The organism is Bacillus sp. B25(2016b), assembly GCF_001679765.1.
GTDB lineage: Bacteria > Bacillota > Bacilli > Bacillales > Bacillaceae_G > Bacillus_A > Bacillus_A thuringiensis_K.
Genome location: NZ_CP016285.1, coordinates 2720292 through 2737874 on the forward strand (window position 1 = coordinate 2720292; position 17583 = coordinate 2737874).

Here is a 17583-nt window from a genome sequence, read left to right on the forward strand (position 1 = left end):
TCCTTATAGAGAAAACCTATACATGCTTGCACCATATCAATATTATACGTCCCTTCCCTTTTATCAAATAAATTTAACTTTGAAATATCACATGCTATCTTTAGCCTAGTTTAAATAAGTCGATATTATATGATCGTATTTATAGTACAAACTGAAGAAGCTTGGAATCAATTTAAGAAAGAAACGCGATAAGTAAAAAACTACAAAAGCGACTTATTCAAAATAAAAACATACATATCAGAATACAGACAAAAAAAGGATTGAATATACAATTTCAATCCTTTTTTTATATTATCAACACTTTAGCACATATTACTCTTAAGGAGTGATATGTATATGGATTTTCTTTCACCTGAATATTTGTCTGCCCTACTGGCCATCATTGTAATCGATTTAGTGTTAGCCGGAGATAACGCCATCGTAATTGGATTAGCAGCAAGAAGATTACCGAAAGATCAACAAAAGAAAGTTATTATATGGGGTACAGTCGGGGCAATCGCTATTAGAGCCCTCGCTACCTTAGTTGTCGTTTGGTTATTAAAAATACCTGGTTTACTTTTAATTGGTGGTGTACTCCTTATATGGATTGCTTACAAATTAATCGCTGAAGGCAAAGATCATGATATTAAAGCAGAAGAAGGATTTTGGTCTGCCATTAAAACTATTATTATTGCTGATGCGTTAATGGGCATTGATAATGTACTCGCTGTTGCAGGAGCTGCCCATGGTAACTTTTCTTTAGTAATCATTGGGCTATTAGTTTCTATTCCTGTAGTTGTATGGGGCAGTACATTGATTTTAAAATGGGTAGATCGTTTTCCTGTCATCATTACGATTGGAGCAGCCGTTTTAGCTTATACTGCCGCGAAAATGATTGTAGATGAGAAATGGTTCGCTGGATTTTTCGAAAGTAACCCTTTCGTTAAATGGGCATTTATCATTATTATCATCGTCGGTGTAGTTTTCTTCGGAAAGGCAAAACAAAAAGCAAAAGCTGGTTCTGTCTAATAATGATGGTATATTTACAAATAAAAGGCACTATTCATATAAATAGCGCCTTTTATTATTTATTTAGCTTCCCCTTCCGGAGTCGTTTTTACTTTCGTTTTGTTTTTATCACGGTTGTTATAGTTATACTTCGAACGGTCTACTGGAGTAAATCCTTCCGGTGTGTAGAATCGTAATAAGTCACCATTTACGACTTGGTCAGAGTATTTTAGTGAGTTTTGAACCATTTGTTCATTTTTCTTTATTTCATCTGTAAATTCTACTGGTTTTCCAGTAGTTGTATCATAATATTTGCCGTTTAGTGCCGTAACTGTTGGGCTTACGTAATTACCGTTACGGAACGCAACGACTTGTTTATGATCTGGTGATAATAAATCAGAACCAAATTGAACATAATTCTTTGTATCTGTACCTAGTAAGTGTAATAGTGTTGGAAGAACGTCAATTTCACCACCGTATTGATGTTGTACGCCACCTTTCACTCCTGGTACACGAACGATTAAAGGTACACGTTGTAACTGTGCATTTTCAAATGAGTTCATTTCTTTACCCATTACTTTTGACATTGCTGCGTTATGGTTATCTGAAATACCGTAATGGTCTCCGTACATAACGATAATTGAGTTATCATATAAACCAGATTGTTTCAAGTAATCGATGAAGCCTTTTACAGATTCGTCTAAATAGCGTGCTGTTTGGAAGTACGTATCTACTGATGAATCACCTGTTGTTGCTGGTTCAATCGTTGCTTCTGCCTTATCGATTGGATAAGGGAAATGGTTTGATAACGTAATAAATTTTGTATAGAACGGTTGTTTCAACGTTTGTAATAACGGAATAGATTCATTAAAGAATGGTTTATCTTTTAATCCGTAGTTTACTACGTCTTTTTCATTCATATCATAGTATGACGCATCAAAGAATTTATTAAAACCAAATGATTTATAAATATCGTCACGGTTCCAGAATGTTTTGTAGTTACCGTGGAATACTGCTGATGTGTATCCTTGTTGTCCTAAAATAGCTGGTGCTGATTGATACGTATTATGAGATTTCGTTGTAAAGACAGAACCTTGCGGTAAACCAAACATTGAATTCTCTAACATAAACTCCGCATCAGATGTTTTCCCTTGTCCTGTTTGATGGAAGAAGTTATCAAAGTACAGTGTATTCGCATCTTTTGTAAATGAGTTTAAGAACGGTGTAACTTCTTGACCATTTAATTTGTAATCAATTAAGAAGTTTTGGAATGACTCTAAATGAATGTAAATTACGTTCATTCCCTTTCCTTTACCGAAATACTCAGGATTTGGACTTGCATAAGTTGATGTTAAATAATTTCGTACTTCTGTCATATTATCGCCATCAGCTAATGCTCGTTCTGTCGATGCTTTCGCACTTTGAATTCCATCATAAATTGTGTAGTTGTATGCACCTAAATATTTCACAATATAATTACGGTCAAACGTTCTAGTTAATAATTCAGGACGGTCAGACTCTGCAAGACCTAAGTTAACACTGAATAATAAAATACCTGCTACAAATACTAATGATAATTTATGCTTCGCAACACGAATTGGTTTCGGATTTGCAAATTTCGTTGCTACTAATACAATTAAAATAATTGTATCTAAGAAGTATAGCGGATCATAAAGATGTAGCAACGCAACAATACTACCACCTAAATCTCCAAAGTTATTCGTTTGTGTTAATGTCGGGAACGTAATAAAGTCACTGAAAAAGCGATAATATACTACGTTTGCGTATAAAAGAATCGACAATAACAAGTTGATAACAATTAACCAAATATAAGATCGTTTCCCTTTTGCAAATAATGCAAGTCCTAAAAATAGAACTGCTGAACTAAGCGGGTTAAAAAACAGCAAGAATTTTTGAATTGTGTTTGAAATTCCTAAATTAAATTCCGTTACATAAGCTGCATATGTTTTGAGCCAAAATAAAATAACGGCAAACAGAAAGAATCCAAAATGATTGCTTAACACATTTTTGCTCTTTAATAAGAACTGTTTCATTTCTCCACCTCTTTTAATCATCCAAGGCTTATTTTTTATAAGTCTGTCTCTCTATTCAAATTTTCTTCTTCAAATAGATTATCTTTATTTAACTATATGAAGAATATTAGTAATTATAATTTGAAGCTAGTATTTATTCAACTATTTCTTTCTAGACATTTTGACCTTGGTTTCTATTTAACAAAATAAATTTGTAACATTTCCTGTTTTCTCCCAAGATTCATCCACTAATTATGACACCCCATACTATATACCTTTATAAACTCATTCGCAAACTATTCTATCTCCAAATTTGGTACATATTTCACATGACAAAATAATGCGATTTGATTATATTACTCCACTTACATTTCCTTTCTTCAACTAACTCTTTAAATCTTAAACTCATTACATCCCTTCCATACATAAAAAATTCTCATGTTCATTGATATTATATTTGAATAATTATTCATTTGATCTCCCAGCGATGTTACGTTTTCTCGACAAAAAACTCGCTCTTTTTAGAGCGAGTTTTTTCATTATATATTATTGACCTTTGTACATTGCATCTACTTGTTTTTGAAGTTCCTCATTTTCTAAGAACTCATCATAAGTAGCCTCTTTATCGATTACACCGTTTGGTGTTACTTCGATAATGCGGTTTGCAATTGTTTGTACGAACTGATGGTCATGAGATGTGAATAAGATTGTACCTTTGAATGCGATTAAACCGTTGTTTAACGCTGTGATTGACTCAAGGTCTAAATGGTTCGTTGGATCGTCAAGTGTGATTACGTTCGCACCACTTAACATCATTTTAGATAACATACAACGAACTTTTTCGCCTCCAGATAATACAGAAACGTTCTTCTTAACTTCTTCACCTGAGAATAACATACGGCCTAAGAAACCACGTAAGAAGCTTTCAGACTCATCTTGTGGAGAGAATTGACGTAACCATTCAACTAAGTTGTAATCACTGTTCTCAAAGTACTTAGAGTTATCTCTTGGGAAGTAAGATTGAGAGGTTGTTACACCCCATTTGAATGAACCACTATCCGGCTCCATTTCACCCATAAGGATTTTAAATAATGTTGTCATTGCAATATCGTTACGGCCGATAAATGCAACTTTATCACCTTTATTTAAAGTGAAGTACACATTATCTAACACTTTTTCACCATCAATTGTTTTAGAAAGACCTTCAACAGTTAATAAGTCATTTCCTACTTCACGCTCAGGTGTGAAGCCAACGAATGGGTAACGGCGTGATGACGGTCTAATATCATCTAATGTAATTTTGTCTAATAATTTTTTACGAGAAGTTGCTTGTTTCGCTTTAGAAGCGTTTGAACTAAAGCGTGCAATGAAGTTTTGTAACTCTTTTACTTTCTCTTCTTTTTTCTTATTAGCATCTTGTGTTAATTTTAAAGCTAATTGGCTTGACTCATACCAGAAGTCATAGTTACCAACATAAAGCTGAATTTTACCGAAATCAAGGTCAGCCATGTGCGTACATACTTTATTTAAGAAGTGACGGTCATGGGATACTACGATAACTGTGTTTTCAAAGTTCATTAAGAAGTTTTCTAACCATTGAATCGCTTTTAAGTCCAAGTGGTTGGTAGGCTCATCTAATAATAGAATGTCAGGTTGACCGAATAAAGCTTGAGCAAGTAATACTTTTACTTTCTCTGCCCCAGTTAATTCTGACAATTTCTTATCATGAAGATCTTCACCAATACCTAAACCTTTAAGAAGGATTGCAGCTTCTGACTCAGCTTCCCAACCGTTAAGCTCAGCGAACTCACCTTCAAGTTCAGCAGCACGCATACCATCTTCATCACTAAAGTCTTCTTTCATGTAAATAGCATTTTTCTCTTGCATTACTTTGTAAAGTTGCGTGTGACCCATAATTACTGTTTCTAATACTGGGAACTCTTCATATTCGAAGTGGTTCTGTTTTAATACTGCTAGACGCTCACCTGGCGTAATATGTATGTCACCTGTTGACGGTTCAATTTCTCCAGATAAAATCTTTAGAAATGTTGATTTACCAGCACCGTTTGCTCCGATTAAACCATAGCAGTTACCTGGCGTGAATTTTATGTTAACATCTTCAAATAATTTGCGATCCGCGAAACGCAAACTAACGTTACTTACTGTAATCATTTGTGTCCTCCTACTAATACCGCTTATTTCAGCGTTTTCTCACCGATTGTCTTAAAAAATCGCATATTACGACTCAATTATTGTAGACTATAGCTATTATATAGTAGAAGCTGGATGAATAGCAACGGTTGATTACCTTTCTACAATGAAATCGGATAGTTTTTGTCCATTCCCCTAGCTATTGTATGTATATCATCGACCTCTTTCTCATATAACCTTTCACTGCTCATTCTGTAATATATCGGATTCATTTTCTTCTGAAATATTATATACCGAAAAAACTGTAGAGAAATCATTCCCTACAGTCTCTTCTTATTTCGTATTTATTATTTTCTCTTTGTAACTCTTCATTTTACTCGTTAACCCTATTAACGCTGGTAATAATATCGGCATCACAATTAAAGCTAATAGAAGAAGTGCAACGCCAACTACTGATGCAACTTGTATAAGTGTTAATACACCTGATGGAATTAATGCTGCAAATGTCCCGCCTAAAATTAGCGCAGCTGATAATACAACTCCTCCTATATGACGAGATGCAGTTACAATTTTCGTTACCGAATCCCCTTCTATCTCGTTATAGCGCATCATTACGAAAATACTATAATCCACTCCTAAAGCGACAATCATAATGAAGCTAAAGAATGGAACATTCCAGCTTAATGACTCTACATGTAATACATGTGCACTAATTTGTTCGCTTATACCAAGTGATGCAAAGTACGCCAATAGTAATGAGCCAATAATAAATATTGTGTTTAGTAATGAGCGTGTAATTACGATTAATACAATCGCAATGCCAATCAACATAATCGTAGCTGTACGTAAGAAATCTTGCCCTGTTACTTCTTTTAAATCCACGTTTCTAGCTGTTGTTCCGCCAATTGCTGTTTTCGCATCATGTAATTCCGTTCCTTTTACAGTGCCATCGATTGTTTTATTAATTTCTTGAATAATTGGCATCGCTTCTTTTGAATACGGATTTACATCTAAAATGATAGTCATTTTAGCAATTTTTCTATCCTGTGACATGTACGTGTTCAATGCTTTTTGGAAATCTTCTCCCTCTAGCACTTCTTTTGGAATATAAAACTTCTCAGAGCTTTTCGATTCATTGAGCTCCCCTAAATATTTCTGTGCGTCATGCAGGCCATTACTTACTTTTCCAAGCCCTTCTGTACTTTTAGATAAACCGGATTGTAATTGGCCCATCTTTTCTTGCAGGTCTTTAAGGCCCGTTAAAAGTTGTCCTTGCCCATCGTTTATTTTCGTTAATCCAGACTGTAACTCAACTGATTTATTTGCAATTTGTTTTGAACCTGAAGAACCTTCATTTAATCCATTTTTAAGATCGGCTGCTCCCTTTTGTAACTTATTAACTCCATTGCTCATTTCTTTTAAGCCGTTATCCACTTTCAGTAACGATTGATTCGCTTCTTTAAATGAACTCATCGCCGTTTTGTGCTGTGTTGCTAATTGATTTAATTCATTTGAAAGTACGCTTAATTTCTTTTGAGCCTCTTTAGCAATTCCTATCGTTTGTTGTATGTTTGGATCATTCGCTAATTCTGGTTTCGTTTGAACGAAATTGGTCATTAACATTTCAATTTGTTCATATCCCTTTTTCGCACCATCAATCGCTTGAGAAATACTTCCAAAGTATTGATCGTAAGAGTTTAAACCTTTTTCTAACTGTGCATAACCAGCATGCAGCTGCGACGTTGCATTAGATAGAACATTTATATTTTCGTTTACTGAAGCTAAACCACTCTCAATTTGCTGTGCTCCTTGTGCACCGTCGTTTATGCCATTTGATAATTGATGTAAAGCTGTTCCCAATGCTGATACCCCGTTTTTCGCCTCGTTCGTTCCATCAATTAATTTTTGAACATTCGCAAGACTATTTGAATCATTACTTCCCATTTTATTTTTCGCATCTGTTAATCCATCATTAATTTCCTTTATGCCACCATCGGCATCCCCTAATCCTGTATTCAATTCTCCCGCTTGCTTATTTAAATATAATTCTTTTATCTTCTCACCAGTTGGACGTGTTGGTGCATATACTTCTGACACACCTTTAACTTTCGAAATTTTATCAGTTAATTCGTCTAAAATTTGTAGAGAAGTTCCTTCATCCAGCTTTTTATCAGATTGAATGACTAATGTACTCGGTGAAGAGAAACCAGGCGGAAAATGATCCTCTATTACGTTAATACCCATCTTGGATTCATACTTATTATCCACTTCAAATAAATCATTGTAATTAAGTGTATTAGAGTATTTTAATACGAAAGGAATCGATATTACGACTACGATAATTAAAGCGACAAATGGTCTTGCTACTGAGTTTTTCGCAAAGAATCCCCATAAGCGACTATCCTCATGACCTTTAAATGTTTTAACTGGATAAAACATTCCTTTTCCTAAAAGCACCATGAAAAATGGATTTAAAGTCGTTAATACGAGTAATAATACTAAAACACCAATTGCTACCGCTGAAGTAGATTGATATAATTTAAAACTTGCTAACGCAAGTGATGCAAAACCAATTAGCACCGCTATTCCGCTATATAATACAGTTTTACCTGCTGATTTGAATGTTTCTTTCGTAGCTAAAAATGCATTTTCTTGTTTACTTAATTCTTCTTTAAACCTCGTATATAATAAAATGTTATAATCTGTTCCTACCCCAAACAGGACGACGACTACGAACACTTGTGTAAAGTTTGAGAATGGAAAATTAAATTGATCTACAAGCTGGGCAATAACCCCCATTGAAACTAAATACGATATACCAACTGTAAGAAGAGAAACAATTGGAACAACTGGTGAACGGAATACAAGGATTAATACTACAAGAATGAAAATGATTGAAATAACTTCTGTCTTTTTCACTCCCTCTTGAGAGGATTTAAGAAAATCACCCGCTATTAAGTCACTTCCTGTTAAATACGTTTTTACCCCTTTCGTTTGCACTTTTTCATGAAGATTATTTGAAACTTTTGATATTTCACCATGTTTTTTATCTATCGATATTTGCGTTAAAATAGTCGTATTATCTTTAGAAACTAATTGTTTCTCCAAGTCTTTATTGTCTAAATGTGAAACAACTTCCTTAATTCCTAATTGCTCTTTTTCATTTCGCAGGGCGTTGATTGTTTTTGTTATTTCCTTTTTTTGTTCATCTGTTAAAACTGCCTTATTGCCACTATTAAAAACGGCTATAATTTCATACTTTTCAACCCCTTCTTTATCCATCTCTTTCATCATCTTGTCAGCAATACTGCTTTGCTTTGTATTAGGGATTGTAATTTTCCCTTTTTCTTTCACTAATTTATCCATATTAGGCATCGTTACGACCATTGTAATAGTAATAACTATCCATAATAGAAAAGTTAAACTTCTCCAACTTTTTAACTTGCTCATTTGAATCATCTCCCGTTTTGAAATTTACACATGGAATGAATATTCATTCCTAATCTTTTGAAAAAATTTACAGGAATGAACGTTCATTCCTATCATTCTATTAAATTATTAATTAACTATATTAAACTAGGTAAATCGGAATGAATATTCATTCCTTTAGTTATAAAGATTTATCATCTCCTGTTATTCTTTTCCATACCTTTTTAGGAATGAATGTTCATTCCTATCCTTATAACGCTATAGAATCAAATGATTCTAATAGCATTCCAACAGCTTTCTTCCAATTCCTTTACCAATTCATCTGTATATTCTAACTGCCCTGTTTCCATTACTTTAATTAATTTTTCAATTGGTTGATATACAATAATAATTAAAGCAATTGGTGGTAATGGACGAAGCAAACCTTTTTCGATTCCATCTTCAATCAAGTTCATGAAGAAACCCATGAAGTCCTCGAATATTTCATTGCTATGTTCATCTAGAAAATAACTATCACAGTGAGAATTTGTAAAAAGAAAAGCATCTGCATTTTGTCTCGCAAATTCAAATAAACGGTTGTATGTATGGCTAAACTGTTCACGAATATTTGCATCGACCGGGAAATCATTTTTTATTAATTCCGATAGTTGTAAAACACTTTTCGTAAATAAAGAATTAACAAGCGCTTCTTTATTTTCAAAATAACGGTAAATCGTACCTGCACCTACTTTTGCTTTTTCAGCAATCATGGGAATTGTTGTACCATCATAACCTCGTTCTGCAAAAAGTTGTATTGCAGCATCAAAAATATCCTCTTGTTTGTTTTTAGCCATTTTTCCACCTCAATTTCCAGGAATGAAAATTCATTCCGTTTTTAATTATAAATTAGATACGCTAAAAGTCAAGTGTGTGACAAAGTATAGCTGTCATTTCTTATCCCCTATTTGTGAATGAAATTATATGAGCAACTTTCTGGATATATTGGCGCAACTTAAAATTATATCAGCGATTCTCATGATATATCGGCGCAACTCTAATTATATCAGCGATTCTCATGATATATCGACTTACCGAAAGAAATTCACAATATAAGAGGAGGCTATCCCAAAATTTCACTTGGGATAGCCCGCCTTCATACATGCAAATTAAAAGAAATCATAAATAAACGGCTTACGCACTGGTACTAAATTCTCAAATGACCGTATTACTTCGTCACTTCCACTAATGAATTCCAGTTCATTTAGTTCTAACGGACGTTTATATCCAAGCATTATTGCCGATAGCGCAGTTATATCCAGTTTAATTCCTTTTTCCGTTGTTTCTTCTACAATTGTTATTTCATGATTTGCAAGTCTCACTGTTATGTTATTCCATGGAGCAAATGCGTCTGTAATGTTTAGGATCACTTCTTGCTGTACATTGTTCCAATTCAACTCATATTGTTTTAAAAACTGCTCCACATCTACAATTCTTCCCATAAAATATGGTTTTATTTCTGTCTTCACGCGTGGCTCTTGCAATGTATATAATAATGGTTCGCTCTCACTTACTGTCATTTCAATTTCTTTAATCATAGAATCATGCTGACAAATAAAGTTCCACAGACCATTTCGTGCTTCATTATGCAGTGGTACAAATTCTTCTACTGTCATTTTATAGTTTTCTATTTTGTATAACATGTAACCTGCTGCCTTTTTATTTTCATCATAGTAAATGGCTAATGTTAAATCATCATAAACCGCTTGTAACCACCAGTTCTTCTCTCGAACTAACATACATGAAAAACGTTCTGCAAATGCTTCATAGAGCTTCTCGACTTCTTCTGGATGATTTTCTTTATTAAAACGTTTCACAGTACCATTTACTTGTTTTTTCATTACTAAATCGCTCTTACTCATATGACATTTGAGTAGATTCGCACAAAGTTCCCAGCCGTATTTACGATAAAATGAAACAGCAAATGGATGTAACATAGAGACTGTATAGCCATCTTTTTTCATTGTTTGAAGTGAATGTTGAAGTAGCTCTTTTACATACCCACTTCTTCTGTACTCTGGATACGTCGCTACTCCTGCAACGCCACCCATTTTAAATTTTTCTTTACCTATGTAAATATGAAACGGAATGAGGTGTAGTTTTGCAGCTAAGTCTTCCCCTTCCATAATGCCGTATATTTCATGACTTTCCTTCATTTTTGTAAGTTGCTGCTGTAATCGTTCCTCATCTACTTTATATTGAAAAGCGTATTCTGATAAACGTAATGCTTCTCTGAACTTATCTTCTTTTAATTGTATGACATTCATATAATTCTCCTCCATTCCCTGTTTAAATTGTATCATAATTCTTACTATTATAGTTCGGTAAGTGAAATTACACGGACGTTTTAACAAAAAAAGCAGATACATCACGTATCTGCTTTCCACCCTTTTTATTTAGCTAACTTCTGAAGTTCGTCAAAGAATGTAGGATATGATACACCTACTGCTTCTGCATCTTCAATAATTGTTTTTCCTTCTGCCAGGCAGCCAGCAATTGCAAGCATCATTCCGATACGGTGATCACCATAACTATTTACTATATTGCCTTTTAGAGCTGATTTTCCGTAAATGATCATACCGTCATCAGTTGCTTCTATTCGAGCTCCTAGTTTCGTTAACTCAGCAACGACTGTATCAATACGGTTTGTTTCTTTTACTTTTAATTCGTGTGCATCTTTAATTACTGTAATTCCTTCTGCTTGCGTTGCCGCTAATGCAATAACAGGAATCTCATCAATTAATCTTGGGATAATATCCCCGCCAATTTCAATTCCTTTTAATGAAGATGTTTCAATCGTAATGTTTGCAGCTGGTTCTGATGATCCTTCGTTAATTGGCTCTACAGTGAACGTAGCACCCATTTTCTCTAAAACATCAATAATACCTGTACGAGTTCGATTCATCCCTACATTTTGTAATACTAGTTTACTATTTGGAATGATTGCACCGGCTACTAGGAAAAATGCAGCTGATGATACGTCACCTGGCACTTGAACATCTGTTGCTGTTAGCTTTTGTCCACCTGCAAGTTTCACTGTTTTTCCTTCGCGCGTTACTGTAACGCCAAATGCTTCAAGCATTCTTTCCGTATGATCACGGGAAATATGTGGTTCTGTAACAGCTGTTACACCTTCTGCGCGAAGTCCTGCAAGTAAAATAGCTGACTTTACTTGTGCGCTTGCTACAGGCGAAGTGTATTCAATTGCTTTTAAATCTCCGCCCCGTATTGTTAGCGGTGTAAACGTTCCTTCTTCCCGCCCATCAATGTTTGCACCCATTTGTTTTAATGGATTTGTAACACGTTTCATCGGTCTTTTTGCGATAGATGCATCACCTTGTACGCAAGAGAAAAATGGTGTATTTGCCAAAATCCCTGACATTAAACGTATAGTTGTACCAGAATTACCAACATCTAATACAGCTTTCGGTTCTTGTAAACCTTCTAATCCTTTGCCAACTACAGTGACTTCATCACCGTTTTGCACGATGTCTACTCCCATTTCTTTAAAACAAGAAATCGTACTTAAACAATCTGCACCGGGCAAGAAACCTTTAATTGTTGTTTTTCCTTCTGCAATCGCACCGAACATGACAGCGCGGTGTGAAATGGATTTATCTCCTGGAATTGTAATGTTACCATTTAATCCGTTATTAACAGGTTGTATCGTTCTTTCCTTCACGTTTTCACCTTCTCATTTAAATTGTTTCATAAGTTTGGTATTTTTCTTCTCCAAGCGCTAGCTTTGCTTTCATACGATCTTCTTCTCTTTGGAAGCTAATACGTAATACCCCAAGCAATCCTTCACGCGCTTCTAATATTTGCAAGTTCGTAATACTAATTTCTTCGCGCGCCAAAATACTCGTAATATGAGCCAATGCCCCTACTTTATCTAAAACATCGACGTATAAGTCGTGATAGGCAGGAATTGCCCCTCTCTTTCGTACTGGTAAAGAGTCACGGTATTCTTTCGCGTCTGCAAAATAGTTTTGAATCTCGCCTGCATCTCCGGTCGAAACTGTATCATATAAATCTTCCATTTCAGAGATCCACTCTTTTAATAATACCATTAAATGCTCACGATTTTGTTTAACAATATCACTCCACATTTTTGGGCTACTAGATGCGATACGTGTAATGTCTTTAAATCCTCCGGCAGCTAGTTGATGAATGAGCGGATTATCTCCCGCATGTTTCTCCACTTGCTTTACTAACCCAGCTGCGATAAGATGCGGAAAATGACTAACGATCCCTGTTACATAATCATGTTCTTCCGTATTTAAAACGAGAAAATGAGATCCCGTTCCATTTAACCAACGCTTAAGTTCTTCTACATGTTCATTTGGCACATGATTCATCGGCGTTAAAATGTAAAATGCATTTTCAAATAAATGCGCTTTTGCACTTTCAACGCCTGTTTTATGAGAACCTGCCATCGGATGTCCGCCAATGAAAGAAACTTCTTTTGAAAACAAAGCTTCCGCTTCATTCATAATCGTCCCTTTTGTACTACCAACATCGGTTACAATCACATCTTCTCGTAAACGAAATGACGCTAATTTGTGTAATAACTTCTTCGTTTCTTCAACTGGAGAAGCAAAAACAATTAAATGTGCCTCTTCACATGCATGCTGTAAATTAATTGCTATTTCATCTACTACATGTAATTCTTTTGCACGCTCTACTTGCTCTTTAAATATATCGTACCCTGTTATCGTTACATCGTGCTCTTTCTTAATTGCTAATGCGAGAGAGCCTCCTATTAAACCTGTTCCAATTAATACTACCTTTTTACGCATTTTCCTCATCTCGAGACTTTCTTTTTTTATTTTCAAAGTGTTGTTGTAACACTGAAATCACCCCTTCATTTTGCTCCCTTGTTCCGACTGTAATACGGATACCATTCGGGAACGGACGAATAATAAATCCTGCGTGTGCACAAGCTTCATAAATCTCTCCAGCATTCTCAACTGGCAAGAAGATGAAATTTGTTTGCGATGGATAAAATGGAATTTCATTTTCCTTACAAAAGCTTTCATATTGTTGTAATCCCTCTGTATTTACACGAACTATTTCCTCAATAAACTCATCGTCACCAAAAGCAATCGTCGCTGCTTTTTGCGCTAATGAAGATACGTTAAATGGCAAACGAACGACATTTAATTTTTCGATTAACTCTTCCTGTCCAACCGCATATCCAACGCGGAAAGAAGCTAATCCGTACGCTTTAGAAAATGTTCTAAGTACAAGAATATTTTTATGTTTTTCTAAAAGCGGTAATGTCTCTGGGAAATCTTTTGCTGTTACGTATTCATAGTACGCTTCATCAATGACAATTAACGTATTTTCACTAATACCTTCAATGAATTGAGTCAATTTTCGGTCATTCACATATGTGCCTGTTGGATTGTTCGGGTTACAAATCCATACAATTTTTGTATTGTTATCTACTACTGAAGAAATTTCTTCTAAGTCGTATACACCGTTATTTAACGCAACTTCCTTCACTTCGCAACCTTCTATAATTGCATGATGACGGTACTGTGGGAATGTTGCACCTGCTGTTACAATGTTATCTCCCGCTCGTAATACGGCGCGGCTTATTATTTGAATGATTTCATCTAAACCACTACCACAAAGTACTTGTTCCATTTGCACATGCAACTTATCTGCGATTGTTTGACGGAGCGTTGTAGCACCTCCGTCAGGATATAAAGCATGTTCCAACCAAGAGTTTTGCAACTCTTCTAAAACTCTCGGTGAACAACCAAATGGATTTTCATTCGATGCTAATTTCACAAACAAATGATCTCCGTACACTTCTTTCATTTGTTCTGGTGATTTACCTGGTTTATATGGTTGTAATGATGATAGTTGATCTTTTACTTGCACGTTAAACCCACCTTTTTATTAAAATTCTTTTGCGTAGTTATTGTGTTGCATAATATTTTGTTTTAATAATTCCATACGATCTTTTCCGAATTGTTCGACTAGTGCATCTGCAAGTTCCCATGCCACAACAGATTCAGCTACTACACCCGCCGCTGGTACTGCGCAACTATCAGATCTTTCAATACTCGCTTGGAATGCTTCTTTCGTATCAATATCAACGCTTGCTAACGGTTTGTATAAAGTAGGAATCGGCTTCATCACGCCTCTTACGATAATTGGCATACCTGTTGTCATACCGCCTTCTAAACCGCCGGCATTATTCGTTTTTCTCGTGTATCCTTTTTCTTCATCCCACAGAATTTCATCATGCACTTTGCTTCCTGGTTGTCGTGCCGCTTCAAAACCTACGCCAATTTCAGCACCTTTAAATGCATTTATACTCATAATTGCACCAGCAAGTTTTGCATCTAATTTACGATCGTAATGGACGTAACTACCGACGCCAATCGGCATACCTTCTGCAATGACTTCCACAATACCACCGATTGAATCTCCACTACTTTTTGCGTTGTCAATCGCATTCATCATTTCTTGCTCTACTTCTTTATCTAAACATCGAACTGGTGAGTTTTCAGTAATTGTTTGAATTTCTTCAATCGATAAGTTTGAAATATGTTTTGCTTTTACTCCACCAATTTCAAGAACATGTCCTGCAATTTCCACGCCTAATTCGCTTAAAATTTGTTTTGCAACTGCACCAGCAGCTACACGAACTGTCGTTTCTCTTGCAGATGACCGCTCTAATACGTTTCTTATATCACGATGACCATATTTAATTGCTCCATTTAAATCTGCATGTCCGGGACGTGGTTTTGTAATTGTACGTTTCATGTCTTTACTTTCTTTTTCCGAAATTGGCTCTGCACCCATTACTTTCGTCCAATGTTTGAAATCATCATTTTTTACAATTAACGTAATCGGTGATCCAAGTGTCATCCCGTGACGAACACCACTTACAATTTCAACTGTATCTGTTTCAATTTGCATACGTCTTCCGCGTCCATGACCTTTTTGTCTTCTTAATAATTCTTTATTAATATGTTCCGCCGTAAGTGTCAAACCGGCTGGTACACCTTCTAAAATAACTGTTAACTGCGGTCCATGTGATTCTCCAGCTGTAATGTATCTCATTTCTCTTGCCCCTTTACTATTTTTTTGTACAAAAAAGTCCCTACTGAGCGCTCAGTAGGGACGATGTTTATCGCGGTACCACCCTAGTTGTAGACTTCTTTCGTCTACCTCTCTTCTTCTTTAACGATCGTTTGACCGTCTTCCCCTCCAAAAGTTGTCGGGAAAGATGCTCCAAGGCTGTAATTCATGCTTACCTTTGTACTGATTCACACCGACCATCAGCTCTCTTTAACAGTGAGATAAGCACTACTGTTTCCTCTTCAACGCATATATGATATGGAATTAAGATAATTTATTTTTGAAACCTTTTAACTCATCCATGAATCTATGGAATTCTGGAATGTCCATTTGTTGTGCAGAATCTGATAATGCAACTGCTGGATCTGGATGAACTTCAGCCATTACTGCATCTGCGCCAATTGCAAGTGCCGCTTTCGCTGTTGGTAATAATAAATCTCTGCGTCCAGTTGAATGTGTTACATCAACGATAACTGGTAAATGTGTTTCTTTCTTTAAAATTGGTACTGCAGAAATGTCTAATGTGTTACGTGTTGCTCTTTCGTATGTGCGGATACCGCGCTCACAAAGAATAATTTGATCGTTACCTTGCGCAATGATGTATTCCGCTGCGTTAATGAACTCATCAATTGTTGCTGCTAATCCACGTTTTAATAATACTGGTTTGTTAACTTTACCTACAGCTCGTAATAAATCGAAGTTTTGCATGTTACGTGCGCCAACTTGAATTACATCAACGTAGTCTAATGCCATTTCAACATCGTTCGGATTTAAAATTTCACTAATAATTGCTAAGTCAAACTCATCTGCTACTTGACGTAAAATTTGAAGTCCTTCTACTCCTAAACCTTGGAAATCGTATGGAGAAGTTCTCGGTTTGAATGCACCACCGCGCATTAATTTTAAGCCTTGGTCTTTCATCGCTTGCCCTACTTGGCGAACTTGTTCTAAGCTTTCTACCGCACAAGGTCCCATGATGAATGTTTGTGTTCCGTTACCAATCAATTCACCTTTTACATCAACGATTGTGTTTTCTTGTTTCTTTTTACGTGATACTAATAACGCTTTACGGTTATCATCTTCTTGTAACTCTAAGCTAGCTTTGAAGATTGTTTTGAAAATATGTTGAACTGTTGATGTTTCGAATGGTCCTTCGTTATGCTCTGCGATCATATCAAGTACTTCACGCTCACGTACTGGATCAAAGCGTTTCGTACCTTGTACTTGCTTTTGCTCTCCAATTTTTTGAACGATTTCACCACGTTTGTTTAAAAGGTGTAATAGTTGTAAGTTAATTTCATCTACCTGTTTACGTAATTGATCTAATTCATGATTTGCCATTTGGAAATCCTCCTCTAATGTTTTAAAAGTATAGTAAGAGAATAAAAAATTCTCTATTTTCTGAACTGACTAATTATACAAATTTATAGTGGAATCGATACCTCTTCTTATCTTAAACTAATAATTCGTACAAAGACATGAACTACTAGTTAGAAACCCACTTTTTTGTACAAAAAAGCCCTACTGATCCAATCAGTAGGGACGATATTTATCGCGGTACCACCCTAGTTGTAGACTTCTTTCGTCTACCTCTCTTCATTGTTAACGATCATCTGACCGTCTTTCCCTTCATAAAGACAATACTATCTTTACTACGAAAAAGATGCTCTAGGACTGTAATTCGCTCTTGTTTATGTACTGGTTCGCACCAACCACCAGCTCTCTGTTACAGGGAAACAACAACTACTGCTTTTCCTTTCAATGCATGACTATTTTATTTTCAAGTTGGACCACTAAAATACAAAAAGTCCCTACTGAATAAATCAGTAGGGACGATATTTATCGC

At 35.5% G+C, this 17583-nt stretch carries 11 protein-coding genes and 3 other annotated features (1 of these 14 cut by a window edge); of the genes, 1 reads left to right on the plus strand and 10 read right to left on the minus strand.

Features of this window, described 5'->3' with window-relative positions; genetic code table 11:
- The first annotated feature begins 336 nt into the window (after positions 1-336).
- Positions 337-1008 (plus strand): TerC family protein, encoded by a 672-nt coding sequence (locus BAQ53_RS13960; protein WP_000346948.1) that lies wholly within the window; start codon positions 337-339, stop codon positions 1006-1008.
- 59 nt (positions 1009-1067) lie between these two features.
- On the opposite strand, the gene ltaS is transcribed toward BAQ53_RS13960, so the two are convergent.
- From ltaS to BAQ53_RS14010, 10 genes are all read right to left on the minus strand, one after another.
- On the minus strand, positions 1068-3041 hold the full coding sequence (gene ltaS / locus BAQ53_RS13965; RefSeq protein WP_000808746.1) for a lipoteichoic acid synthase: 1974 nt from the start codon (positions 3039-3041) through the stop codon (positions 1068-1070).
- 525 nt (positions 3042-3566) lie between these two features.
- Positions 3567-5192, minus strand: coding sequence for an ABC-F family ATP-binding cassette domain-containing protein (locus tag BAQ53_RS13970; RefSeq protein ID WP_000633864.1), 1626 nt, complete (start codon positions 5190-5192; stop codon positions 3567-3569).
- A 312-nt stretch (positions 5193-5504) separates the two neighbouring features.
- On the minus strand, positions 5505-8621 hold the full coding sequence (locus tag BAQ53_RS13975; RefSeq protein ID WP_061884296.1) for an MMPL family transporter: 3117 nt from the start codon (positions 8619-8621) through the stop codon (positions 5505-5507).
- 245 nt (positions 8622-8866) lie between these two features.
- Positions 8867-9433 carry a TetR/AcrR family transcriptional regulator gene (locus BAQ53_RS13980; protein WP_001107290.1) on the minus strand — a complete coding sequence of 189 codons (567 nt, stop codon included), beginning with the start codon at positions 9431-9433 and terminating at the stop codon, positions 8867-8869.
- Between the two features lie 312 nt (positions 9434-9745).
- Entirely contained in the window at positions 9746-10903 is a 1158-nt protein-coding gene (locus BAQ53_RS13985) for a GNAT family N-acetyltransferase (RefSeq protein ID WP_001100922.1), read from the minus strand.
- A gap of 125 nt (positions 10904-11028) precedes the next feature.
- Positions 11029-12318: a 3-phosphoshikimate 1-carboxyvinyltransferase gene (gene aroA, locus BAQ53_RS13990; protein WP_208905504.1), complete on the minus strand. Its 1290-nt coding sequence runs from the start codon at positions 12316-12318 to the stop codon at positions 11029-11031.
- A gap of 16 nt (positions 12319-12334) precedes the next feature.
- Entirely contained in the window at positions 12335-13435 is a 1101-nt protein-coding gene (tyrA, locus tag BAQ53_RS13995; protein WP_001228129.1) for a prephenate dehydrogenase, read from the minus strand.
- On the minus strand, positions 13428-14528 hold the full coding sequence (hisC, locus tag BAQ53_RS14000; protein WP_001197237.1) for a histidinol-phosphate transaminase: 1101 nt from the start codon (positions 14526-14528) through the stop codon (positions 13428-13430). The genes tyrA and hisC overlap by 8 nt, the downstream gene beginning before the upstream one ends.
- 18 nt (positions 14529-14546) lie before the next feature.
- Positions 14547-15719: a chorismate synthase gene (aroC, locus tag BAQ53_RS14005; protein WP_001269424.1), complete on the minus strand. Its 1173-nt coding sequence runs from the start codon at positions 15717-15719 to the stop codon at positions 14547-14549.
- Between the two features lie 53 nt (positions 15720-15772).
- Positions 15773-15992, minus strand: a binding site (T-box leader).
- A 9-nt stretch (positions 15993-16001) separates the two neighbouring features.
- Complete coding sequence (locus tag BAQ53_RS14010; RefSeq protein WP_001273575.1) at positions 16002-17078, minus strand: bifunctional 3-deoxy-7-phosphoheptulonate synthase/chorismate mutase; 1077 nt, start codon at positions 17076-17078, stop codon at positions 16002-16004.
- 194 nt (positions 17079-17272) lie between these two features.
- Positions 17273-17508: a binding site (T-box leader), on the minus strand.
- A 54-nt stretch (positions 17509-17562) separates the two neighbouring features.
- Positions 17563-17583: a binding site (T-box leader), on the minus strand; it runs 215 nt beyond the window's last position.